Origin of the sequence: Treponema peruense (assembly GCF_016117655.1) — a bacterium.
In the GTDB taxonomy this organism is placed as follows: domain Bacteria; phylum Spirochaetota; class Spirochaetia; order Treponematales; family Treponemataceae; genus Treponema_D; species Treponema_D peruense.
In genome coordinates, this window is sequence record NZ_CP064936.1 from 39,793 (window position 1) to 64,641 (window position 24,849).

Annotated in this window: 21 protein-coding genes and 1 tRNA gene; 12 read left to right on the plus strand and 10 right to left on the minus strand. The window is 41.5% G+C overall.

The window, feature by feature from the left end:
- Positions 1-495: 495 nt before the first annotated feature.
- The 3 genes from IWA51_RS00205 to IWA51_RS00215 all read left to right on the plus strand — a co-directional run bounded on the left by IWA51_RS00205 (position 496) and on the right by IWA51_RS00215 (position 3,406).
- Positions 496-1,536, plus strand: a complete 1,041-nt coding sequence (locus IWA51_RS00205) for a methionine ABC transporter ATP-binding protein (RefSeq protein WP_198442690.1) — start codon at positions 496-498, stop codon at positions 1,534-1,536.
- The gene (locus tag IWA51_RS00210) at positions 1,533-2,189 is read left to right on the plus strand and encodes a methionine ABC transporter permease (RefSeq protein ID WP_198442691.1); all 657 of its coding nucleotides are present in this window, start codon (positions 1,533-1,535) and stop codon (positions 2,187-2,189) included. Before IWA51_RS00205 ends, IWA51_RS00210 begins: the two co-directional genes overlap by 4 nt.
- Before the next feature lie 224 nt (positions 2,190-2,413).
- Positions 2,414-3,406, plus strand: coding sequence for a 2-hydroxyacid dehydrogenase (locus IWA51_RS00215; RefSeq protein ID WP_198442692.1), 993 nt, complete (start codon positions 2,414-2,416; stop codon positions 3,404-3,406).
- Positions 3,407-3,761: 355 nt separating this feature from the next.
- On the opposite strand, the gene eda is transcribed toward IWA51_RS00215, so the two are convergent.
- Entirely contained in the window at positions 3,762-5,153 is a 1,392-nt protein-coding gene (gene eda, locus IWA51_RS12580) for a bifunctional 4-hydroxy-2-oxoglutarate aldolase/2-dehydro-3-deoxy-phosphogluconate aldolase (RefSeq protein WP_230402667.1), read from the minus strand.
- A gap of 125 nt (positions 5,154-5,278) precedes the next feature.
- Between eda and IWA51_RS00230 the strand changes: the two genes are divergently transcribed.
- From IWA51_RS00230 to IWA51_RS00250, 5 genes are all read left to right on the plus strand, one after another.
- A complete protein-coding gene (locus IWA51_RS00230) occupies positions 5,279-5,704 on the plus strand; it encodes a YcgN family cysteine cluster protein (protein ID WP_198442693.1) in 426 nt (141 codons plus the stop codon).
- 200 nt (positions 5,705-5,904) lie between these two features.
- Positions 5,905-6,813: a Dam family site-specific DNA-(adenine-N6)-methyltransferase gene (locus tag IWA51_RS00235; RefSeq protein ID WP_198442694.1), complete on the plus strand. Its 909-nt coding sequence runs from the start codon at positions 5,905-5,907 to the stop codon at positions 6,811-6,813.
- Complete coding sequence (locus IWA51_RS00240; protein ID WP_198442695.1) at positions 6,785-7,084, plus strand: helix-turn-helix domain-containing protein; 300 nt, start codon at positions 6,785-6,787, stop codon at positions 7,082-7,084. Before IWA51_RS00235 ends, IWA51_RS00240 begins: the two co-directional genes overlap by 29 nt.
- 11 nt (positions 7,085-7,095) lie before the next feature.
- Positions 7,096-7,500 carry a hypothetical protein gene (locus tag IWA51_RS00245; RefSeq protein WP_198442696.1) on the plus strand — a complete coding sequence of 135 codons (405 nt, stop codon included), beginning with the start codon at positions 7,096-7,098 and terminating at the stop codon, positions 7,498-7,500.
- Positions 7,501-8,264: 764 nt separating this feature from the next.
- Positions 8,265-8,762 (plus strand): type III toxin-antitoxin system ToxN/AbiQ family toxin, encoded by a 498-nt coding sequence (locus IWA51_RS00250; RefSeq protein ID WP_408059018.1) that lies wholly within the window; start codon positions 8,265-8,267, stop codon positions 8,760-8,762.
- Positions 8,763-9,776: 1,014 nt separating this feature from the next.
- On the opposite strand, the gene IWA51_RS00255 is transcribed toward IWA51_RS00250, so the two are convergent.
- Positions 9,777-9,850: transfer RNA gene (locus tag IWA51_RS00255), tRNA-Ile, on the minus strand.
- 156 nt (positions 9,851-10,006) lie between these two features.
- Between IWA51_RS00255 and IWA51_RS00260 the strand changes: the two genes are divergently transcribed.
- The 4 genes from IWA51_RS00260 (at position 10,007) to IWA51_RS00275 (ending at position 16,113) form a co-directional block, all read left to right on the plus strand.
- The gene (locus tag IWA51_RS00260; RefSeq protein ID WP_177527264.1) at positions 10,007-10,327 is read left to right on the plus strand and encodes a PadR family transcriptional regulator; all 321 of its coding nucleotides are present in this window, start codon (positions 10,007-10,009) and stop codon (positions 10,325-10,327) included.
- Positions 10,328-10,344: 17 nt separating this feature from the next.
- The gene (locus IWA51_RS00265; protein ID WP_198442698.1) at positions 10,345-11,289 is read left to right on the plus strand and encodes a DUF1700 domain-containing protein; all 945 of its coding nucleotides are present in this window, start codon (positions 10,345-10,347) and stop codon (positions 11,287-11,289) included.
- Positions 11,289-11,603 (plus strand): PspC domain-containing protein, encoded by a 315-nt coding sequence (locus tag IWA51_RS00270; protein WP_177527267.1) that lies wholly within the window; start codon positions 11,289-11,291, stop codon positions 11,601-11,603. Before IWA51_RS00265 ends, IWA51_RS00270 begins: the two co-directional genes overlap by 1 nt.
- 772 nt (positions 11,604-12,375) lie before the next feature.
- Positions 12,376-16,113 (plus strand): DEAD/DEAH box helicase, encoded by a 3,738-nt coding sequence (locus tag IWA51_RS00275; protein WP_198442699.1) that lies wholly within the window; start codon positions 12,376-12,378, stop codon positions 16,111-16,113.
- A gap of 304 nt (positions 16,114-16,417) precedes the next feature.
- Here IWA51_RS00275 and IWA51_RS00280 read toward each other — a convergent pair whose 3' ends face one another.
- From IWA51_RS00280 to thiC, 8 genes are all read right to left on the minus strand, one after another.
- Positions 16,418-17,656, minus strand: coding sequence for an IS256 family transposase (locus IWA51_RS00280; protein WP_198441892.1), 1,239 nt, complete (start codon positions 17,654-17,656; stop codon positions 16,418-16,420).
- A gap of 105 nt (positions 17,657-17,761) precedes the next feature.
- Complete coding sequence (locus IWA51_RS00285) at positions 17,762-19,045, minus strand: alpha-amylase family protein (protein ID WP_198442700.1); 1,284 nt, start codon at positions 19,043-19,045, stop codon at positions 17,762-17,764.
- 163 nt (positions 19,046-19,208) lie between these two features.
- Positions 19,209-20,054 (minus strand): pyrroline-5-carboxylate reductase, encoded by an 846-nt coding sequence (gene proC / locus IWA51_RS00290; RefSeq protein WP_198442701.1) that lies wholly within the window; start codon positions 20,052-20,054, stop codon positions 19,209-19,211.
- Positions 20,055-20,096: 42 nt separating this feature from the next.
- Positions 20,097-20,936 carry a glutamate 5-kinase gene (gene proB / locus IWA51_RS00295; protein WP_177527273.1) on the minus strand — a complete coding sequence of 280 codons (840 nt, stop codon included), beginning with the start codon at positions 20,934-20,936 and terminating at the stop codon, positions 20,097-20,099.
- Complete coding sequence (locus IWA51_RS00300) at positions 20,933-22,204, minus strand: glutamate-5-semialdehyde dehydrogenase (protein WP_198442702.1); 1,272 nt, start codon at positions 22,202-22,204, stop codon at positions 20,933-20,935. Before IWA51_RS00300 ends, proB begins: the two co-directional genes overlap by 4 nt.
- An 8-nt stretch (positions 22,205-22,212) precedes the next feature.
- Positions 22,213-22,752, minus strand: coding sequence for a hypothetical protein (locus IWA51_RS00305; protein WP_198442703.1), 540 nt, complete (start codon positions 22,750-22,752; stop codon positions 22,213-22,215).
- A gap of 34 nt (positions 22,753-22,786) precedes the next feature.
- The gene (locus IWA51_RS00310) at positions 22,787-23,260 is read right to left on the minus strand and encodes a YkgJ family cysteine cluster protein (protein WP_329601789.1); all 474 of its coding nucleotides are present in this window, start codon (positions 23,258-23,260) and stop codon (positions 22,787-22,789) included.
- A gap of 19 nt (positions 23,261-23,279) precedes the next feature.
- Complete coding sequence (gene thiC, locus IWA51_RS00315; protein ID WP_177527276.1) at positions 23,280-24,593, minus strand: phosphomethylpyrimidine synthase ThiC; 1,314 nt, start codon at positions 24,591-24,593, stop codon at positions 23,280-23,282.
- Positions 24,594-24,849: the final 256 nt, after the last annotated feature.

A 24,849-nucleotide genomic window follows, 5' to 3' on the forward strand; every position in this document is an offset into this window, starting at 1 on the left:
GACGTGGTTTTTGCAAGGAAACTATTGTTTGTCGCTTCGCGACTGCAAAAAACCAAGTCATTTCGTACTTCCCCGTCCTCCTTCGCGCATTTTAACTTTTGCTAAGTTTTATCTTTTTAGAAGCAGCGTCTTCCTGCGCGGACGTTTGGTTTACAAAGAAGTTCGTTAACAGACGCGTGTGTAGAAGAAGGTCCACACGGAAAGACGCAGTTTAGTTAGATAAGTGTCAACGAGTGTTAAAATGCTCCCAGTCGTCCGCGGAAATCGAAAACCGGCCAATATTAGCCTTGACGTGATTTTTGCTGGGAAACTATCGTTTGTCGCTTTACGACGGCAAAAAATCAAGTCATTTCCGCTTCCCGCGTCCTCCTTCGCGCATTTTAACTTACGTTAAGTTTTATCTGTTTAGAAGCAGCGTCTTCCCGCGTGGACGTTGCGTTTACAATATTCTACTATAATATTGACCTTGCCTTTTATTTTAGGCATTATAATGATATGAAAATAAAAATAGATCATCTTTCCAAGACGTATTCTACTTCTGACGGAACGATTACGCCTGTAAATGATATTTCTCTTGAGATTCCGGATAATACAATTTTTGGAATTATAGGCCGCAGTGGTGCCGGTAAGTCTTCTCTTGTAAGGCAGATAAGTCTTTTGGAAGCTCCTGATTCGGGAAGCGTTTTTTATAATGACGAACGTGTTGATAATCTTCCCAAAAAAGAGCTTATTCAGCGCCGCCGACGTATTGGAATGATTTTTCAGAATTTCAATCTTTTTACTTCAAGAACGGCTGCAAAAAATATTGCTTATCCACTTGAAATATGTGGTACTCCTAAAGAAGAAATCAATTCACGTGTAGAAGAAATGCTTGCCCTTGTCGGGCTTGAAGGAAGGGGAGATGCGCCTGTGAGTACACTTTCTGGCGGTCAGAAGCAGAGAATTGCCATTGCGCGTGCCCTTTCTACAAAACCTGATATTTTGTTCTGTGACGAAGCGACCAGTGCACTTGATCCGCAGACAACACGTTCAATTTTGGATTTGATTCGCGAGATTCAAAAAAAGATGAATCTTACCGTCGTGATGATTACCCACCAGATGGAAGTCGTAAGAGATGCATGTGAAAAAGTTGCGGTTGTTGATGACGGCCATATTGTTGAACTTGGTCTTGTTACAGATATTTTTTCCAACCCTAAGTCTTCTGTTACAAAAGATTTTATTATGCATATTTCTCCTGCTTCTTCAGGCGGAACCTGCGGTGCTGAAAATAATTCGCTTGTGAGATGGTCTGAGGACGGTGGTAAGTATGAACTGCATTTTATTGGTTCTGATACCGGTAAGCCTGTTATAAGCGAAACAATTCGCATGTTCAATGTAGACTTTAATATTCGTGCCGGCGGAATTCAGCATTTGCCTGACCGCGATATTGGTACGATGATTGTTGACATTGACGGCGATAGTGCTGAAGTTAAAAAAGCGATTGGTTATCTTGTTGACCGCGGAGTTATTGTTGATGTGCTGGAGAATTCAAAATGATTAGTCAGATTTTTATTTTGGTCGGAACTGCGACTTTACAGACTTTGCAGATGGTTTTCTTTTCTACTGTTTTTTCTCTTGTACTGGGATTTCCTCTTGGCGTTTTTTTGTGCATGACTGATCCTACGGGAATTACACCCCGGCCGGTTTTGAACCAGGTTTTGAGCCGCATAGTTAATGTTCTGCGTTCGTTTCCTTTTATTATTCTGATGATTATTTTGTTCCCGCTTTCGAGACTTATTTTGGGTACAAGTATCGGTACTACGGCTACGATTGTTCCGCTTTCTATTGCTGCGGCTCCTTTTGTTGCAAGAATTATTGAAACTGCGCTTAACGAAGTTGATCCTGGAATGATTCAGGCTGCGCGTGCGATGGGTTCAACAAACTGGCAGATTGTGTACAAGGTTCTTATTCCTGAAGCAATGCCTTCTATTATTTCGGGAATTACGCTTACGATTATTAATTTGATTGGATATTCTGCTATGGCCGGTGCGATTGGCGGCGGCGGACTTGGCGATTTGGCCATTCGTTACGGTTACCAGAGATTCCGCACTGATATTATGATTGCGGCGGTTATTGTTATTCTTGTTCTTGTAGAAGTGATTCAGTTTGTGGGAACGCGGCTTAGTAACCGTGTTCTGGCAAAGAGATAACGGACGCGGACGGTTCCTTAACAGACATGTCTGTACGGGAAGGTCCGCATGGGAAGACGCGGTTTTGTTTAGATAAGTGGAAGCAATAGGTTAAAATGCTTTCAGTCAGTCAAGGAAATCGAAAACCGGTTTAGGTGACATGTGATGTAAGTCTTTCTAACCTACGAATTTAGTAGACTTTTTTCATTCTTACAATTATATTTAAATTATAAGCAGGAGGTTGTATGAAAATTGCTTTTTATGATACCCGTTCCTATGACAGGGATGCGTTTACTGCGGCGAATAAGAATTTTTTGTTTGACATTGATTTTTTTGATTTCCACCTGAATGAAAAAACGGCTTTTTCGGCAAAAGGTTATGATGTTGTTTGTGCTTTTGTTAATGATACTTTGGATTCTAAAGTTCTGCATATTCTTAAGGACTGCGGCATTTCTCTTGTTGCGATGCGCTGTGCCGGTTACAACAATGTTGACTTAAAGGTCGCCGCTGAACTTGGACTCAAGATAGTTCGGGTTCCGGCTTATTCACCTCATTCTGTTGCTGAACACGCTGTGGCTCTTCTTATGTCACTTACACGAAGAATTCCGCAGGCTTATATGCGTACCAGAACAGGAAATTTTACGCTTAACGGACTTACAGGCCGTGATTTGTTTGGTCTTACGGCAGGAATTCTTGGCACTGGAAAAATCGGTAAAATTATGGCAGAGATTCTTTCGGGCTTTGGAATGAAAATTGAACTTTATGACGTGTATCCTGATAAAGATTGGGCGGCTTCCCATGGATTTGAGTATGTTATGCTGGACAAGCTTTTTAAGGATGCAGATGTTTTGAGTCTGCATTGTCCTCTTACTGACGGAACAAAGCATATTGTCAATGACAAGTCTCTGGCTCTGATGAAGAATGATGCTGTGATTATCAATACCGGTCGCGGTGCACTGATTGATACACGTGCTCTGGTTAATGCCCTTAAACGCCGTGAGATTGGCGGTGCCGGACTTGATGTTTATGAAGAAGAAAGCAAGTATTTCTTTGATGACTGGTCGGTTGATGTTATTAAGGATGATACTTTGGCACGGCTTATGACTTTTCCGAATGTTATTATTACCGGACACCAGGCGTTCCTTACTACAAATGCGCTTTCTGCTATTGCAGATGTTACTTTGGGGAATATACGCGACTGGATGAACGGTACAGCACTTGCAAACGAAGTTAAATGATTTTCGTCTTCCCGCGCGGACATTGCATTAACAGGCACGCATGTACAGGAAGGTTCGCGTGGTAAGACATAGTTTAGTTAGATAAGTGTCAGCGATAGGTTAAAATGCTCCCAGTCAGCCGGTGAAGTCCAAAACCGGCCAATATTGGCCTTGATGTGATTTTTGCGTAGAAACTATCATATGTCGCTTCGCGACAACTAAAAATCAAATCATTTCGTACTTCCCCGTCCTCCTTCGCGCATTTTAACTTTCGTTAAGGGGTATCTTTTTAAAGGTAGCGTCTTCCCGCGTGGACATTGTGTTTACAAATCCGTTCGTTTACAGATACTCATGTACGTAAAGGGTAGGAAACAATTTATTTTCCGTATATGAGGAAGATGGCCGGGACTTTGTTTATTGGCGGGGCGGGGAGTTTTTTCCATTCGGCGGCGGTATGTGCGGCAATGAATTCTTGTTCTGTTGTCATTCCGGCGGCAATGCATATTTTTGTGTCGGGGCGGCAGGTCTGTGCAAGTGTTTCGAGCATTTTAAGATTGCGGTACGGTGCTTCTATAAACAGTTGTGTTTGTTTTTCTTTCCATGCGCGGCCTTCAAGCTGACGGATTTTTGCTGCACGTTCCTGGTTTTTTACTGGAAGGTACCCGTTAAAGGCAAAACTTTGTCCGTTAAAACCGCTTGCCATTACTGACATTATCATTGATGAAGGGCCTGCGAGCGGTATTACCTGCAGATTTTTTTTGTGTGCCTGTTCAACTACGATTGCGCCAGGGTCTGCTACTGCCGGACATCCTGCTTCTGAAATGACACCCATAGGAAGTTTTTGTTTTTGCAGCGGGTCCAGGTAACCGCTTATAGTGGTAAGATCTGTGTGTTCATTCAGTTCATAAAATGTGAGCGCGTCTATGTCTATTCCTTTTACAGCCTGAACTAAAAATCTGCGTGCTGAGCGTATATTTTCTACAATAAAGTGTTTTATTCCCGCGATAATCTGGCGGTTGTAGGGCGGAATTACGCGGTCCAATTCTGTTTCTCCAAGTGTTACCGGAATCAGATAAAGTGCATTTTTTATTTTGGAACCGTTAGTTTTTGGAGCCGGTGCAGAGGCGGAATTTACGGCTTTTTCTGCAAGTTCCGATATTTTGTCCCAGCTGTTTGTTTTTACAAGATCTTCTTTTACCATCCAGCTTCCGCCGACAGCAAGTACGTTGGGGCAGGAAAGGTATTCCGCCGTGTTGGTTTCATTTATGCCGCCGGTTGGAATGAATTTTACCTGCGGAAAAGGACCCGCGAGGGATTTGAGCATTTTTGTACCACCGCTGATGTCTGCGGGAAAGAATTTTAATACGGTAAGATTTTTTGCGAGCGCGGCTTCTACCAGAGTGGGGCTGTTAACGCCGGGAATTATTGGTACGTCGCGGGAAATACACCAGTCCACGGTTTGTTCATTGAATCCCGGCGCTACGATAAAGTCGGCTCCTGCTTTTTGGGCAAGTTCGGCAAGGCGGGGGTTGATTACGGTTCCGGCGCCAATGAGCATCGCTGGGTGTGCTGTTCTGACGGCTTTTATGCATTCAGCTATTTTTTCGAGGTCTTCTTCTCCCTGCGTTGTGCGGAATGTTATTTCAATTGCATTTATTCCGCCCTGGAGAAGAGCACCTGCAAGATTTACGGCATTTTGTGGAATGTCTGTTTTTACTACCGGAATTATTTTTGCGTCTTTTATTTTTGCGTATATCTGCCCGAACATTTGTGCTCCATTTTTACAATTTGTTGTTCCAGATTAGTATAGCATAAATTTTTGGTGAGGTGGAGTTTTTTAGCAGTAGAAATGCAGGGTTTATTCTGTTTTTGGAATCATGGTATACTTTTTTTATGACTTGGGATTTTTACAAAAATAAATCGCTTTTTGAGATGAGCGATGAAGAATGGGAAGCTCTTTGTGACGGCTGCGGAAAATGTTGCTATAGGAAATTTATTGAAGGCCGCGGAAAAAATTCAAAATTGTTTTTTACGCGGATTGCCTGCAACTTTCTTGACCTTAAGACAGGGCTTTGTAGCGAATATGAAAATCGGTTTAAGCTGAACAAAGAATGTACGCATCTTACAAAAAAGAATGTAAAGGAATTTTCATGGCTTCCAGAAACCTGTGCGTACCGGCTTTTGTATGAAAACAAACCTTTGCCACAGTGGCATCCTCTGGTGTCGGGGAATAAGAATTCTGTCAGGGAAGCGGGTATTTGTATTGAAGACGCAGTTCACGAGAAAGATGCCGGCGACTGGGAAGATTATATTCTGTAGGAAAAGATTTTCAGTATCTGCACAGTGCAGGGATTTTGACAAAAAGTCTTATGCTGGCAGATTTTGAACTTTAAAAATCTTATAAGGAACGATATAATAATGGTTATGCGGATTGCTGTCTCATAGGGCACTGCTCTCTTCCAAGATACTATAAATTTTATAAGATATATGCTAAAATAGAGTATATTTGGGAGGATATAATGGGTTTTGTTCCACATTTAGTTCAATATCAAGGGTCTAAACGCAATTTGGCTTCAAAAATTCTTAAATATATACCCAGCAATTCCAATACAATAATCGAACCATTTTCTGGAACGGCTGCAATTACATTGGCATGTTCTTATAATAACAAAGGAACTCGTTATATTGTAAATGATTTAAACAAACCTTTATCACAATTATTGAAGTTGGTAGTTGAAAATCCAGAATATGTTTCAACAAAATATGAAGAAATTTGGAATGGACAATTAACAGAAGATTCCATTTCTCATTATTATAAAGTCAGAGAACAATTCAATAAAAATAATGATCCTGTTTTATTTTTATATCTGCTTGCTAGATGTGTAAAAGGCTCTGTAAGATATAACTCAGAAGGAAAGTTTAATCAGAGCCCGGACAAGAGAAGACATGGCACAAAACCAGAAACCATGACAAAAAATATCGTTTCAGTATCTAAACTTCTAAAACAGAAAACGACTTTTAAATCTTGCGATTACAAAGATATTTTACAAGGTGCAAACAAAGGCGATTTGATTTATATGGATCCTCCTTACCAAGGCGTTTGTGGAGATAAAGACTCTAGGTATTTTGCAGGAATAAACCACGATGAATTTATCGAAGAGTTAAAGAAACTCTCTCAAAAAAATGTTTCTTTTATCGTTAGCTATGATGGAAAATTAGGAAATAAAAGTTATGGAAAAGAAATTCCTTCAAATACAGGGGTTCAACACATTTATCTAGATGCTGGAATTTCATCTCAATCAACACTTTTAGGAAAACAGGAAAAAACTATAGAATCACTGTATATTTCTAATGACCTCGTTGAAATATACAATTATAATTTATGCAAAAGAGAAGACGATGATGAATTACTCAAAAGAGTTTCTTGAATTATTAAATTCGGTAAAAGAAAAACGTCCTCGAACCGTAATAGATCATATATTAAAATATGGATTTATAACAACTGAAGATTTGAAAGATAAATATGGTTATAACCATCCACCAAGAGCAATAAGAGATGTTCGTGAACATGGAATACCTTTGATAACATATCGAGTTGAAGGTAGTGATGGTCGAAAAATCGGTGCTTATAAATTTGGAGAATACAATAAACAAGAAATTCAAAAAAAGCAGGGCGCACAGTTTTATCAAAAAAATTAAAAGCTTCTTTATTGGAAAAGTATGGGGCAAAATGTTTTATTTACAATGAAAAATTACCAGAGAATGAATTACAAATAGATCATAGAGTTCCTTTTGAAGTTGCAGGAGATTCAGATGGAGAATTAAATCCAGATGATTTCATGTTACTATCACCTTCTGCAAATAGAGAAAAAGACTGGGCTTGTGAACATTGTCCTAATTGGAAAAATGAAAAAGATAGAAATGTTTGTAAAAAATGTTATTGGGCTTATCCAGAAAATTATTCACATGTTGCCACAAAAGAAATAAGAAGAATTGATATTGAATGGGAAGAAAATGAAATTCCATGGTATGATCAACTTGTAGAAATGGCTAAATATGTTAATAAAGATATACAGGAAATAATAAAAGAAATGATTAAGGAGTATAGAAAATAGAATCAGCTAACTCAGTTTTCGTGCGGACACGCCCCACCGTTAGTGGCGGCCGGCCACGCCGGTTCGGCGTGCAGCACAAGCCTACGTTACGTGGACGATGTCGCATTTTTAAGAAAGTTCTTTTCCGTTACGAAGAAAGAATCAGAAAACACGGACAATCAATCTTCAAAAAGAAACAAAACCCCTTTAAAAACAAAAGACCGCCCTTTGCATCTAAGAGCGGTTCAATTTAAAGATTTCATCTTTAATCTTTTTCCTTAATCTTTCAATTGCTTTAACAATCTTGAGTTCCATTTCAATTTCTAAGGAAGTCAAGCCAGTATCTATAATTTACTAAAATTCTTACAGGAACTGACTAATCTATTTTAGGAACTTGTAAAGCAGGAGAATCAAAAAGCGTTACAAGAAGTTCAAATTATGTAACTTCTCTTCCTGTTACCTTTGATTGGACATGGACATTTTCTTATGACGGAGCTGAATATACAGTTACCGGAAACTACACCTATGAAGAAAAAAATAGACTTGAGTTTTTAATAATCAACTTGATTTCTGACAAATTTTATAGTATATTACAAACAGTGGTGAGTCCTACCCTAAGTGGAATCTTTAAAAGCAGTGAACCCTACTGTGAGTGGGAACTTTAAAAGCGGTGAGTCCTACCGATAAGTGGAGCCAATAAGGCCGTAGTTCAGTTTTACTGCTACGGCTTTTTTTATTGCAATAAGGAAAACAAAATGGAACAACAACGCCTAAATCTATACTTTATGGATATGAAATACATCCGGGATTTACACAATGCAGATGACAGAGTTCAATCTGTTTCTCCTCAGATTCATAAAAGCAGACGTCCGTTTATTGGAATTGTTATAATTTGTGATGAACATAAATATTGCGTTCCTCTTGATTCTGCAAAAGAAAAACATAAGACTCAGAAAAACGATGTAGATTTTGCCCGTATTTTTGACGGCGAGAAAGTTATCAGTGTCTTAAATTTCAACAATATGGTTCCGATTGATGACCAGTTTATTACTAAGATAAATTTAAAACCATCCCCGAAAGATTCTCTGGCTCAAGCAAATTACAAGAAACTTTGCATCAAAGAAATCAAGTGGTGCCGTAAAAACCAGGAAGCAATCGTAAGAAAGGCAAATAAACTTTACTATTTGGTTCAAAAACCGAATTGCAGCAGTATGCTTAAGAAAAGATGTAATGACTTTAAGAAACTCGAAAAAGTTTTGGAAAAGAAGTTGCAAAAGAAATAAATCATATAACTCCGGCTTCGTGCGGACAACTTGTTTTGTCACAGTTTTTGCTGGTCGCCTTCGGCTCCTTAACGCAAAAACTGCGACAATTTTGCCTTCGGCAAAACCGCAAAACAACGTTATGTTGACAGGTGCTATGCGCACCTGCGCTTGACGAAGAAACTTCGCCCCTTATTTATTCTAACAATATTTCTTTCAAGTTGTTCAAGTACGGGATTTTTAATGGCTAAACCAGAAGTATTAAAGTATGGACAACTTTTTCCAGACTGAAAGTTCATTTAAAATGAAAAAAGCACCTGTAGTTAAACAGATGCTTTCTCTTATGTGGGCCATACGTCACTTCGTTCCGTTTGCCGAGAGGAAAGGATTGACATATGCGCTCACGCGCATGGCGTCATCTAGGACTTGCCTTCCGTTCGCAGACGTCCTGGCTCCTCCTTACAGGCCGGCTTCATTCGCTGACGGCGACCTCCTGTCGCCTTTTCGCGGCACCTGCCGCGCGCTCATTGCGCTTCAAGTCCTAGTCTTTCCAGACTGAAAATTCATTTAAAATAAAAAAAGCACCTGTAGTTAAACAGATGCTTTCTCTTATGTGGGCCATACGTCACTTCGTTCCGTTTGCCGAGAGGAAAAGATTAACATATGCGCTTTCGCGCATGGCGTCATCTAGGACTTGCCTTCCGTTCGCAGACGTCCTGTCTGCTCACTACAGGCCGGCTTCATTCGCTGACGGCGACATCGTGTCGCCTTTTCGCGGCACCTGCCGCGCGCTCATTGCGCTTCAAGTCCTAGTCTTTCCAGACTGAAAATTCATTTAAAATAAAAAAAGCACCTGTAGTTAAACAGATGCTTTTTTTGATGTGGGCCATCTAGGACTTGACCTCCGGCCCGCTCCCTGCCGATTGCTCCCACTTGGTCGCAACCAGCAGGGCTTCAAGTCCTAGTTTTTCCAAAGTAAAAATTCATTTAAAACTAAAAAAGCACCCGTTTACTAACAGATGCTTTTTCTTGATGTGGGCCATCTAGGACTTGAACCTAGGACCAAAGGATTATGAGTCCTCTGCTCTAACCGACTGAGCTAATGGCCCGTTTGTATTGGATATTATATAATATTCTTAACAGGGTGGTCAAGGGGTGGGGTGGAACTGGGCACATTTCCTTTCAATAATTTTTTTTAAATTTACTTGACATTTAGAAAATATAATATTATATTTCGTATAATATTATATAAGAGAGGTGCAACAATGACGTTCAGTATGGGCGCTTCGCTTTTGGACGCTGTTGTTCTGTCCGTTGTACAAAAGGAGGGTGCGGATGGTTCTTACGGCTATAAAATTACGCAGGACGTGCGCTCTGTAATGGATGTTTCTGAAAGTACGCTTTACCCGGTTTTAAGGCGGCTTCAGAAAGATGAGTGTCTTGAAACCTATGACCAGGCTTTTCAGGGACGAAACAGACGCTACTATAAAATAACAGTCGGCGGTGCAATGCTGCTGGACAATTACAGGCGGGAATGGGCTGAATACAAAACCAAAGTAGACCACATTCTTATGGGAACAGAATAATTTTTACAGGGGAGTATATGAACAAAGAAGAGTATCTTAAACAGTTGGAAAACTGCATCATGGCTTTGCCTGCCGCTGAACAGAAAGAGGCGCTCGATTATTACAGAAGCTTTTTTGACGAAGCCGAAGATGATCAGAAAGCAATTGATGAACTTGGTTCGCCCGAAAAGTTGGCGGAATCGATTAAAGAAAAGTTTGCGTGCGTTCCCGAAAAAAAAGAGAATGCAAAGAAAAGCGAAGGAAAATCAGACGAAGGTTTTTTTGGTTCTGGCGCGGAACATGGCTCTGGGGAATGTGAGCGCGTATTCTATTCGTTTGAGACAGCTTCAGTAAAATCAGTAACGGCATCACTTAGTGCAGCAGACATACGCTTTATTGGCGGAACAAAATTCAGCCTTGAAGCACGCGGCGTTGATTCTTCGGCAGTGGACTGTTCTCTTGGCGGTGACGGAAATTTAAGAATTGAATGTAAGCCAAGCATAAGCGGACGTTTCTGGAATCACAGCAGAAGTGTTGCAACAAAACCGCGTGTACTGATTACAATTCCGTATGGGGCAGTGCTGGACTCATTCAAGCTTAGGCTTGGTGCTGCAAATCTTATTGGACGCGATGTTGAATTCAGTTGCGGTATGTTTTATATAGATGTTGGTTGTGCAAACGCAGCGTTGGGTTCAATAGAAGCAAAGCGTGCAGACATCCGCTGTGGAATGGGTAATGCCGAAATTTCAGGTAGGCTCGGTGAACTCTGCAATATTGACTGCGGAATGGGAAATGTTAAACTTGTACTTAAAGGCGATCCTAAAAAGGTTTCAATTGATTCAAAAGTCGGGCTTGGTTCAATCAAATTCAACGGACAAAGAAAAGCCGGTGTTATGAAAGATTTTGCTCAGGTTAGACTGGACAATCATTTTTCGGTAAACTGTGGAATGGGAAACGTTGACATTAATGTGAGGGAAATATAATGAAAAACAACAAAAAACTTTGTAAATCAAGAAACAGAATGTTGTTCGGTGTTTGCGGCGGTGTGGCGGAATATTTGGGAATTGATCCTACGGTAGTAAGATTTATAGTTGCTTTGGTGACACTTTTTACAGGGTTTTTTCCATGCGTGTTTGTTTATATTGTTGCAGCATTGATTATGCCGGAATACTCTCTTGACGACATTGATATTGACAGCCTTAAGAGGGCAAATGTTGATGAGCGTGAGGAGTTTGAACAGCGTACAAAAACTGAGTCAAATGATGATTTTGACAGTTATTTTGAGAAAAAGAAATAACAATACGAATGTATTTTACCGAACGTTAGTTAGCGGAACTTAGCGATTATAACTATCGTTCGGTAATTAATGGCCGATAGTTAAATTAAACAAAACGACCGTTCGTTAGGCAAAAGGCGTTTGTTAACGAACGGTCGTTTTGTCTAGAAGAAGGTTTGTGTGGAAAGGCACGGCAGGTGTAAATAAGTGACTGCGAATGTAAAAATGCTCCCAGTCGCCCGGTGAAGTCCAAAACCGGGCCATAAGGCCCTTGATGTGATTTTTGCAATGAAACTATAGTATGTCGCTTCGCGACAGCAAAAAATCAAATCATTTCGTCCTTCCCCGTGCTCCTTCGCGCATTTTAACTTTTGCTAACAGCAGTCTTTTTTTGAAGATGTGCCTTTCCACACAGACATTGTGTTTACCAAACGTTTGTAAATAAGTGGCAGCGAATGTAAAAATGCTCCCAGTCAGCCGGTGAAGTCCAAAACCGGGCCATAAGGCCCTTGATGTGATTTTTGCAATGAAACTATAGTATGTCGCTTCGCGACAGCAAAAAATCAAATCATTTCGTCCTTCCTCGTGCTCCTTCGCGCATTTTAACTTTTGCTAACAGTAGTCTTTTTTTTTGAAGATGTGCCTTTCCACACAGACATTGTGTTTACCAAACGTTTGTAAATAAGTGACTGCGAATGTAAAAATGCTCCCAGTCAGCCGCGGAAATTGAAAAAAAGCCATTATTGTTCTTTGTTATGATGACGTTTTTTTTCATTTGGAATATAATCTGCATGTGGAAAATTTTAATTCAGATTTGGGTGACTGGAAAAGTCGTTTTAGTGAAAAAGTACTTAATTCAGGAAAAGCATATTATGATGGCGGTAAGGTGAACGTTATTCACAATACCTACGATGAATGTTACGCAAATGTTGCCGGAACTTACATGTACCGCGTGGTGCTGCGAAGAATCGGGCCGGGAAACTGGGTGTCTACCTGTACATGTCCTTACAATCTTCCGTGTAAACATGCCGCTGCCGTTTTTTTTGCAAGGGAACGGCTTATGACTTTTTTTGAAGAAGAGACACCTGCACAAAAAAATATCCGCGATTTTTTGGGTTCGGCATATTACAGTCAGAAAAACAAAATTGATACTTTTGAAGAAATAGAAGAAGAAAAAGATTTGCCTTCAGAAGAAGAAGTTTACCCTTTTGAAAACTTTATTACAAAGGCAGACGGCTACCACTATTTTGACATGGAAGTTATGACGCAGCATCTTTCGTTTACAAAAAGAAATGTGGATGCTGCAAAAAAGCTTATTGAAAATAAACAAATAATTTTGGAAACCGTTACGACCCAGTTTGATCAGGGAAGTGCAGAAGCGCATATTCAGGTTGGGGCACATTTTTATCCTGTAAGAGTTGAATTTTCCAACGAAGAAATTTCTGAGATTGAATGCAAGTGTCCTGAATGCAAACAGTATGTCGCGCGCTGGCACATGCATTACAATATGGTAATTCCGTGTAAATGTACAACTGCTCTTCTGATGCTTGCGGGTGAACGTTTAAGAAAAGAAAATCCCGGTGACGAAACAGACAGTTCCGCTTTGGAATTGATGGATATGATTCAAAAGCAGAATAATGTTCCGGCTGCAGAAGAAAGTGTAGAAAAAAAAGAAGTGTATAGTTTTGTTCCTTATCTTGAATATGACAATGATATTCTTTACGCGTCTTTTAAAATCGGAAGTTCACGCATGTATATTCTTAGAAAACTTTCTGAGTTTTTTGAAAGTGTGCAGAGCGGCGTTTCTTTTGCGCTTGGAAAGAATGTAAACTTTGACATAAAGAATGCTGAATTTGATGAGCTGTCACAGAAATATTTTGACTTTGCAAAAAAAATTGTACTTGATGAAAAATCAAAAATGGACATGATGGATTCAACTTATGTTGAACTGGGCTATGAAAAAATCAAGGGACGCTTTGTTCTTTTTGGAAAACGCCTTGATGATTTTTTTGATATTTCTTTTGGTTCCAAAGTTTATTTTACGGCAAAAAACAGACGCGGCAGTGAAACGGTAGAGATTGCGCTTGAAGAAAGAATGCCCAGGCTTGAAGCACAGGCTGATGTAATCAAAAATGATTTTTCTGGAGAACTTGAACGCATTGGTGTTAGAGGCCAACTTCCTGAATTTATTTACGGTGCTTCTACTAAATATTTTATAGATGAAAATCCGTATACGCTGTGCAGGGTTAACGCAGAAGACAATAAAAAAATTTCGGTGCTTGAAAAACTTGCCGAGTCAAACAGGTGCTGGGGTTTTGGAATAGGGCGCAAAAATTTTACACACTTTATGAACCACGTTCTTCCGTGGCTGCGGGACTTTGTAAATGTAGATGAAAGCGAGCTCGAAGTAGTGCAGAAAGTTCTTCCGCCTCCTGCAAAAATGAAATTCTTTTTGGACAAAGACGGCCCCGAAGTTTTTTGTGATGCGAAAATTTATTACGGTGACGATGAGTATAAAATAACAGATGCATTTTTTCATTTGCCTGTAAAAGACTTTCGCGATAAGCAGACAGAAGCAAACGCGTTTTCTCTTCTGCAGAAATATTTTGACCAGAGCAACTCTGAACGGCAGATTCTTTTTACAAATGATGAAGAAAAAATTTTTGATTTATTGAATCGGGGCCTTTCAGAACTTAAGTCTTTGGGCGACGTTATGATGTCTGAATCTTTTTCTTCCCAGAAAATACGTCAGAAGATTAAGCTTGCGACAGGTGTTTCCCTTAAAAGCGGTCTGCTTGATTTTTCTGTTTCTTCTTCTGAACTTAACCAGGAAGAACTTTATGAAATTCTTTCGGGAATGAAAAAAAAGAAAAAGTACATTCGGTTAACGAACGGAGATTTTGTAAATACCGGCGATGAAAATATTCAGCGTCTTAAAGAAATTACAGATACACTCGATATTACGCAAAAAGAATTTCTTCGCGGAAAAATTAAAATTCCTGCTTACCGTGCACTTTATCTTGACGGCATGCTTGAGTCAAATGAAAATATGTACACCGAGCGCGACAAGAATTTTAAGAATCTGATTAAGGAATTCAAAACTGTTGACGAGTCTGATTTTGAAATTTCGCCTGAACTGCGTTCAACAATGCGCGAGTATCAGGTTTACGGACATAAGTGGCTGCGTACAATAGGGGCATATAACTTTGGCGGAATTCTTGCCGATGATATGGGACTGGGAAAAACGCTCCAGACTATTTCGGTTTTGCTTGCAGAAAAAGAAAACGGCCAAAGCGGAACATCTCTTATAATTTGCCCTTCATCGCTTTTGTTCAACTGGATAAATGAGTTTTCAAAGTTTGCGCCAGGCATGAAAGTCGCTGCAGTTTTTGGTACTGTACCGGAGCGCGCAAAAATTATTTCTTCGTACAAAGATTTTGACGTGCTTGTTACTTCATACGATTTGCTTAAGCGCGACGTTGCTGAATATGAGGATAAGGAGTTTTTCTACGCGGTAATTGACGAGGCTCAGTTTATAAAAAATCATTCCACCGCAAATTCAAAGTCGGTAAAAACGATTACGGCTGTTCACAAAATTGCGCTTACTGGAACGCCGATTGAAAACAGGCTTTCTGAACTGTGGAGCATTTTTGATTTTCTTATGCCGGGCTTTTTGTACAAGTATGAAACGTTCAGAAAAAATTATGAAGCGCCTATTGTCAAAAACCAGGATGTCGATGTTACTGAAAATCTTCGCAAGATGGTTTCGCCATTTATTCTGCGCAGACTCAAGAGTGATGTGCTTAAGGATCTTCCCGAAAAAATTGAAGAAGTTCGTCTTGCACAGTTTGGTGACGAACAGAAAAAACTTTATGATGCACAGGCACTTAAACTCAAGAAAACAATAATGTCGCAGAAGGGCGATGATTTTGCAAAGAACAAAATTCAGATTCTGGCAGAAATTACTCGCCTCAGGCAAATCTGCTGCGACCCGTCGCTTTTGTTTGAAAACTATATCGGTGAGTCGGCCAAGCGTGAGGCCTGCGTTGAACTTATTCAGAGTGCAATTGAAGGCAATCACAAAATACTTGTATTCTCGCAGTTTACTTCTATGCTGGAACTGCTGCAGGCCGATCTTAAGGCAAACGGCATTTCGTTTTATACAATCACCGGTTCTACTGAAAAAAAGAAGCGCGTAGAAATGGTAAAGCAGTTTAACGAAGATGACACGCAGGTATTTTTGATTTCGCTTAAGGCGGGTGGAACAGGACTGAACCTTACAGGCGCTGATGTTGTAATTCATTACGATCCGTGGTGGAACCTGGCGGTGCAGAATCAGGCTACTGACAGGGCGCACAGAATTGGCCAGACTAAATCTGTTTCTGTCTTTAAGCTGATTGCCGCCGGCACTATTGAAGAAAAGATTATTGAACTTCAGAACAAGAAGAGCGAACTTGCCGATGAGATACTTTCCGGCGAAGGAGCAAATATTATGTCCATGACAAAGGACGATCTTCTGGCTCTAATCTAAAAGTACAAATTCTGCGGAATAGGGCGGACACAAACTATCGGTCGTTTGTCCAGTGAGTAAATCGGTGCCTTTGAAGCTGTATTCCACATAGTTTTCGCTTTTGTTTATGATAAAACCTACCGACCGTTCGTTTTTTAACACTTTTTTACCTATAAAATACTCTGAAGTGCTTTTTTCGGTTACCAGGTCTCCTTTCCACATAGCAGGATAGTTCGAACGAACGTTCATTAGTTTGCTTGTATATTCTACTAACGACCGTTGAGTTATTGTCAATTGTTGTGGATTGAAAAAAAGTGTCTTTTCATCAGGCAGCCTTCATTTGTTCACCGTCCACAAAAATTATATTTTTGGCGACAAGTTCAAGTTGTTTAAATCCCCTGAGCCGTCGCCAGTTTTTCTCTGCCTGAAGACAAAGCTTGAAAGCCATTGCAACAGAAGCAGCGGAAGAGCCGTTTCCTTTTGTTGACTTGTGGCGCAACCTGACTGTTGCAAATGTCGATTCAATCGGATTCGACGTTCTAATGTGAGCCCAATGTTCCGCCGGATAATCATAAAAGCGGAACAAATCCTCCTTGTCTTTTTCAAGACATTCCGTTGCCTTCGGATATTTTTTTCCGAAAGTTTCTATAAATAAGTCGTAGGCTTTCAAGGCGTTTGCACGTTTGTCTGCCTGCCACATATCCCGAATCATTTTTGTGGCCTGAGTCTGCACACAGTCAGGCAATTTGTCCAGAATGTTCATGGACTTGTGGAACCAGCATCTCTGAATTTTTAGCTGGCCCCAGATTTCATCAACTGCATTTTGAAACCCAAGCGCTCCGTCGCAGACTGCCAATTTTGGTGCTTTTGTCAGTCCGCGGAATTTCAAATCAAGCAAAACTCCACGCCAACTTTCCGTTGACTCGCGAATTCCGGCCTGTACAGCCACAAGTTCTTTTTTGCCTTCAACAGTTACGCCAATTATTACCAGAAGGCAGGTCTTTTCACCGTCAAGCCGGGACTTTACGTAAATTCCGTCTGCCCAAACATAAACGTATTCCTTTCCGGAAAGATCTCGTTTGCGCCATTCGTCATATTCAGCCTGCCATTTTACAGTAAGCTTTGTTATGACTGACGGACTCAGGCCCTTTGCTTCTTTACCAAGAACATCATGGAGCATGGCTGAAAACTTGTTTGAAGAAATTCCTGCAAGGTAGGCAGCGGAAAGTATTGCTTCTACTGTCGGAGTTTTTCTTGCAAACGGAGGAAGGACTTTGCTTACAAAGCGATCCTTTTCTTCAAGTGCACGGTCATCAACTCTGGGAAGCCTGACTGTAACGTAACCGTTTGTAGTAAGAATTGTCCGTTCTTTGTGAAAGCCGTTTCTTACTACAAGTTTGTTTCCGGTTTTGTCTACGATAGAAGAAGTTTTATTAAGAAAACGCTGAACTTCATCCTCGTAAAGACTTTCAATTACTTCACGTGCTCTTGCGCGGATTGCTTTTTCAAGCAAATCAATCGTTGGACTATTGGAATTTTCTTCAATTTCCAGTATTCTTTTCATAAGAGGTCTCCTTCGGTGTTTATTTTTTTTTCCAAAGAAAACTATACCTTAGACAGACCTCTTTTTCTATGCCTTCTCAGGCAATCCACAACTTTTGATTATAACTCACGACCGTTCGTTTTCTGTAAAGTTGTCTACCTTACCGGACGTTCGCGAACTGTTGTCGTTGTATGCTCCAAGGTCTCCTTCTTTGTTGTAGCCGGCGGTGTATGCGCCCCATTCGTCTCCGTAGTAAAGAGTGATTGGACCTGAATAAACGGCGAGTATTGCTATGGCCGCGCGGTGAAGTCCAAAATAACGTTCGGTAGTATTGTCGTCGCCGAATTTGCGGTTTATTAAGTTTCCGAATCTGAAGAGGTCGTGGTTTGTTATGAAAAGATTTGGTATGTAGCCACCGTCCGGGTGCGAGTAGCCTTTTGACGATGCTGATTGTAAACAGTAACTTACCGCCTCACCGAGCGATGTTGTTCCGGTATTAGTGCCTTCTTCTTTTGCAAGTGACTGAACAATTTTGTATCTTGCCGGAAAGTCAAAGCACGATCTGAGTCCGTAGCCGTCTGCGCTTCCGGGGTTAACGGAACCTTTTTGAATTATTGCGGCGTTTCCGTTCCAGTGTTCGCCTACCATATAACCCAACGTTCCGTTTGAGGCGGCGGCTTCTTCTACGGTTTTTCTTATTTCGTACCAGTAGTTGTGGCCTCCGGTATAGCAGTTGTCGCCGTCACCGTTTGCGTGCTCACCAAGTCCAACCTGGTAACACTGGTCAAGTCTCCATCCGTCTATTTTAAAATTTTTTATCCAGTAAGCTGCAACTTCTTTAAAAAATGCAAGGCTTTCGGGATAGTCGCAGCCTTTGTACTGACCGTGGCTTCTTTGGGGTAAGTTTCCGGAGGGGCTCTTTTTTATTCCATCCTTACTCCAGTGACCGAATACTCCGTCAAGAATTACTGCTATTCCCATGGAGTGGGCTTTTTCTACAAGTTCTGTGAGGTCGTCTTTTGTTCCGAAGTGCTGGTCTATATTAAAATAATCATATGCGTAGTAACCGGTTGAATTGAGTTCTTCTTCGTTTTTGCCTGCGGAGTCGAATATTGGTGTCATCCAGATTGCGTTCATTCCTAGTGACTTTATGTAAGGAAGTGCATTTATTATTCCGCGCAAATCGCCGCCTGTTGTCTGGTCCCACGGGCCGTATGCCTGTTTGTAACCGATTGACGGGTCGCCGTCCTGAAAGGCGCTTACCATAACCTGATAGATGCGCAGGTTTTTCCATTCATCGGGTATTGATGAGACGGCTGTTTCTTTTGTTGTTTCTGCTGGACAGGCACTGAATACTATTGTTGTGGCAAGAACCGCGGTGGCAAAAAATGTACGGACGTTTAACTTCATGATTTATGATAATACGTGCACGTTTGTCTGTCAAAGTTTTTGTAATTTTATAACTATGGTATTTTTTTGTAGAAGAAATGCAGGAAAAGTGCCAGTTTCGCGCATTTTAAATTTCGCTAGCAAACACTTCTCCAGGAGTATCATTCCCCTTAATATGCTATGATTACGAATTCATGTTTACGGATTTATTGTAGGCGGCGGTGGCGGCGTCGATTACTGTTCCGCGGAAGCCATGTCGTTCGAGTGAGATGACAGCTTCTATTGTTGTGCCTGAAGGTGAGCAGACGGCATCTTTTAGTTCGCTTATGGAACGTTCATCTTCGAGTGCCATTAGTGCAGCGCCCTTAAGTGTCTGTGCGGCATAAGTGTAGGCCTGTGCGCGCGGAAAACCGAATTTGACTGCAGCGTCGGCAAGTGCTTCTATAAAAAGGAATGCATAGGCCGGTCCGCTTCCGCTTATGGCTGTAACACCGTCCATGAGTTTTTCGGGAACGCGCTCGACTTTTCCGGCTGTAGAAAGAAGTTCTTTTACAGTTTCAATTTCTTCCTGCGGAATATCATCAGAAGCGCAAACTGCTGTCATTGCTTCACCGTAAACGGCAGGAAGATTGGGCATAATGCGAACAAGATGCGGCATTACAAAAGTTGAATCCTGTGCAGAAAGTTCACTTGGTTTGCAGGCAGCTTCCAGTTTTGAAAGGGAAAGTCCTGCTGCCATTGAAACAATGATTTTTTCTTCGGTAAAGGCGTCCCTTATTTCGGTAAGTACAGACTTTATGAAAGCAGGTTTGACGGCAAGGAAGATGTAGCGGCACTTTTTTGCAAGTTCAAGGTTGGATTCGAGTGCATTGCAACCGGTTTCTTTTGCAAAGTCAGCGGCCTTCTGCGGATGTTTTGTTGTAACGTAAATATTCTTTGGGCTGTATTTTGAAGTAATTGCCTTGAAAATAGAACCGCCCATTGTTCCGCAGCCAATGCATCCGATAGAAATTGAACTGATTTCTTCCATATAATACCTCTTTTTATAATCTTTTTTAGATGAAATTCATGTTCAGTATGTTTTGTCGTTTCCTGTAATTATTTTGAACAAAGAAGTATCGTCTGTTGTAAAAAGTGTTCCTGCGGCTGTTCCTTCTGCCAGTGAAGAAAGAATTGCGGGGCGGCTTCCGTTTGCGATTACCATTGGAATTCCCGAAGCGGTAGTTTTTTCTGCGGCTTCTATCTTTGTTTCTATTCCGCCTGTGCCGAATGAATTTGTTGCGCCTACAGTAATTGAACTTCTGAGTTCCTTTATGTTTTTTACTTCTTCGATAAGTTTTGCGTGCGGGTTTGTTTTTGGATTGTCTGTGTAAACGCCGTCAATGTCGCTGAACAGAATGAGCAGATCTGCACTCCAGAGAATTGATGTTAACGCGCTTAGGTTGTCGTTGTCGCCGATGCGTATTTCATCTATTGCGATTGTGTCATTTTCGTTGATGATTGGAATTACGTTTTCGTCTACGAGCGTAAACATTGTATTGCGTATGTTGAGCGTACGGTGGTCGTCTTCAAAGTCGTCTTTTGTCAAAAGAAGCTGTGCTACGTGAATGTTGTGGTCGCGGAATGCCAGACGCCATCTGTCCATGAGTTCAACCTGTCCTATGGCGCAGAGTGCCTGTCTGTAGTGGACATCGCGCTTGTGTGCCCAGCCGCTTATTGTTGCAAGACCTGTTACCTGTGCTCCCGAAGAAACGATGATAAGCTGTTTGCCTTTTTTGATAAGACCTGCGCAGTCGTCTGCAAATCTTGTAAGGAATTCTGTGTTGATTGAACCGTCGCTGTGAACGAGTGTGTTGCTTCCTATTTTAAGTACAATTTTTCTTGCGCCGTCAATTGCTTCTTTTATTGTCATCGAATTTGTCCGTCTCCGTCAATAAGGAATTTTGTTGTGGTAAGAGCCTGTGCCCCCATTGGTCCGCGTGCATGAAGCTTTTGTGTGCTTATTCCAAGTTCTGCCCCGAAGCCAAACTGGTTGCCGTCGGTAAAGCGGGTGCTTGCATTTACATAGACGCAGGCAGCATCTACTCTTGTCTGAAAAGCGCGCGCATGTGAACGGTCGTTTGTAACAATAGCCTCGCTGTGTTTTGTATTATGCGTGTTTATAAAATCTATCGCTTCTTCTACGGAATCTACAGCTTTTACTGCAACAATATAGTCAAGGAATTCAAAGCCGAAGTCTTCGTTTGTGGCGCGCGAGAGAAATGAACTGTCCTGTGAAGACATTTGCGCTTGCAGAATAGGATAGCAAATTTCGTCTGCCCTTATTTGAACTTTGCCAGCAAATGTTTTTACAAGAAGCGGAAGAAATTCGCCTGCAATTTTTTTGTTTACAAGAATTGTTTCTATTGCGTTACAGGCACCCGGACGCTGCGTTTTTGCGTTAAGTGCAATTTGGGCAGCACTTGAAATATCTGCTGTTTCGTCTACATAAAGATGGCATACACCGCTTCCGGTCTGAATTACGGGAATCTTTGCATTTTGTACAACAAGATTTATTAATTTTGCAGAACCGCGCGGAAGAACTACGTCGATTTTTCCTACAGCGCCAAGAATTTGGTTTACTTCTGCATGGTCGCCGCTTTGGCAAAGATAAAGCGAGTGTTTTACACCGTCTGAGCCGGCTTTTGCCAAACCTTCTTCTATTGCTTTTGAAAGAGCCAGATTTGATTCAAGTGCAGATGAAGAGCCTCTTAAAAGAATTGAGTTTCCGCTTTTGTAGGCAAGGGTAAAGGCATCTACGGTTACGTTGGGGCGTGATTCGTAAATTATTGCAACTACTCCAAGCGGAACACGTGTCTGGCGGATTTGCAGTCCGTTGGGAAGAGTCCAGCCGGCGATTTCTTCACCTACAGGATCTTTCTGCTGAATAACAGTATTGATTCCGTCCAGAATAGACTTGAATTTTTTGTCGTCAAGAGCCAGCCGTTCTACCAGGGCTTCTGTCATTCCCTTTTGTCTTGCTTCGTTAACATCACGTGCGTTTGCGGCAAGGATAATTTCGCGGTTGTTTAAAATAGAAGCAGCCACACATTCAAGAGCATGGTTCTTTTGTGCGGCTGTGTGCAGTGCGAGCTGATTAGCACCCTTACGAAGAAGAGCGCATACTGAATCGATGTCCATTTTTTATCCTAGTAGTTGGCGAGGAAGTACATTCCCAGAAGAATTGCAATGCGGCTTTTTGTCTCTGACCAGCGTGCGTCTTTGGGAAGATTGCGCATATACCACCAGAACATTCCGAATTCAGGGTCTATACGAAGTGCATATTCATCAAAGGCGTCTGTTTTGGTCTGGTTTCCGAACATAAGGTAAACTACATCATCTACTATACTGAAGAATGGTGCATAGGAAGCAGTGTAGGAACAGGCATTAAGCTGGCGGCAGAATTCTTCGAGGTGATATTTTACCTGCGCTTTAAGCTCTTCGTCGGTTTTTTCTATCCAGGTTTTTTCTATTAAAAGTATAAGATTGTTGTGAAAACTCTGTATTAACTTTTTTTCTGCTTCCGGTTCTGAATTTGCTATTTTTTTGAATGATTCACCGGCTCCAAAAACATTTGCCAGCTGAACGGCTGAATCTTTTGCCTCATCGTCTTTGAGTGTAGAAACTAGTGTTTGCATGGCGTCGAAAGACTTTTTGTCAATAAATTCTTCAATTAAATTGATTCTCATACTTTATTTATTGTAGAGTTTTGCTTTGTTTTTTTCAAGTAGCACCTGTTTTAGGGCATATTTCCAAAGGGTACTCCATTGGAATATTTGCGTCGTATTCTGCTTTTTGCCCTTCTATTTCTTCTTTTGTCCAGAGACGGCCGCTGTTTATTCCGGGGCAGTCTTTGGCGCAGTCATTCCAGGTTTCGCGGTCGGCTATCATCCATGACCAGAAGGGGTATGTTCGGCACTGAAGAGGTCTTGCTTCGTAAGCAGTACAGCCGTTTTTCCAGAGTGTGCAGTCGTAGTTTTTTTCTTCTTTTAAGGCAACGACTTGTTTTCCTTCGTAGTAGTTTGCGCAGCGGCAGTATTTTTCTATAAATTCTTTCTGGGAAAGATTAAAATGGCGGCTTAAAAGATATACGTCTTTTTGTGAAAGATAGACAAATCCCGGGGAATGACCGCAGCAGTAAGAGCATCTTTTGCATTCAAAGCGCAGGCCGTTTTCGTAAATATTATGCATTCCCATAGCGTAAATGTTTTTTTCCTTACAGAATATCTATGTTTTCGCCGGCGAGGGCTTTGTTCATGCTGCGTACCGAACAGAATTTGCCGCACATACTGCATGTGTCGCTGTGGTCGTCTTCGGGTTTGCGGCTGTCACGAACGGCTCTTGCTGTGTCGGGGTCGAGCGCGCACGCAAACTGGGCTTCCCAGTCCAGCTTTCGTCTGGCATCTGCCATTTTGTCATCTATATCGCGTGCGTGCGGTATTCCCTTTGCAATATCTGCTGCATGGGCCGCAATACGTGATGCAATAATTCCCTGTTTTACATCTTCTACATTAGGAAGGGCAAGATGTTCAGCCGGAGTAACGTAGCAAAGGAAGGCGGCTCCGTTCATTGCCGCAACTGCACCTCCAATGGCGCTTGTAATGTGGTCGTAACCGGGTGCAATGTCAGTAACAAGAGGGCCAAGTACATAAAACGGCGCGCCCATACAGATAGTCTGCTGCACTTTCATATTCGCCGCAACCTGGTCGAGCGGAACATGTCCCGGTCCTTCTACCATAACCTGCACATTGTGTTCCCACGCACGCTTGGTAAGTTCCCCCAGGCGAACAAGTTCTTCTATCTGACAGACATCGGTTGCATCTGCAAGACATCCTGGGCGGCAGGCATCTCCCAAAGAAATTGTAACGTCATATTCCTCGCAGATATCAAGAATTTCATCATAATACTCGTAGAAGGGATTTTCGTTTCCTGTCATGCTCATCCATGCAAAAACAAGGCTTCCTCCGCGGCTTACAATATTCATCTTGCGCTTGTGGGTTTTAATCTGTTCAATTGTCTTGCGTGTAATTCCGCAGTGAACGGTAACAAAATCCACTCCGTCCTGTGCATGAAGGCGCACTACATCTATAAAATCTTTTGCGGTAAGAGTGGCAAGATCTCTCTGGTAATGAATTACGCTGTCATAAACCGGAACAGTTCCTATCATTGCGGGACATTCTGCTGTAAGTTTCTGTCTGAACGGCTGCGTGTTTCCGTGGCTGGAAAGATCCATGATTGCTTCGGCTCCAAGCTGAACCGCGCTCATAACTTTTTGCATTTCTATATCGTAGTCTTTGCAGTCGCGCGATACCCCAAGGTTTACGTTTATCTTTGTACGGAGCATACTTCCGATTCCTTCTGGGTTAAGGCAGGTGTGCTTTTTGTTTGCCGGAATTGCAACTTTTCCCTGGGCAACAAGTGACATAAGCTTGTTTACGTCCATGTATTCTTTTTTTGCAACGGCTTCTATCTGGGGTGTAACAATTCCCTTGCGGGCTGCGTCCATCTGTGTAGTGTAATTCGTGTTCATATAACTCTATTCTAACAGAAATGCGCTTTTTTTAGAAGACGAGGCGGTGTAGACAGCGATGAAAAATCTGCGACTTACAAAAACTTTAACCGCAAAATTTCTGTATGCGAAATTGCAGATTATGCAGATTATTCAGAATCATATTTTATGATGCTGTTCAAAAAGGAATTCGTAAAAAGTTCGTCTGCGTTCAGGTTGCCCTTTCTCCCTTGAAAATACGCGCGAATAATACTAAAATAAGGCAATCGTAATTGCT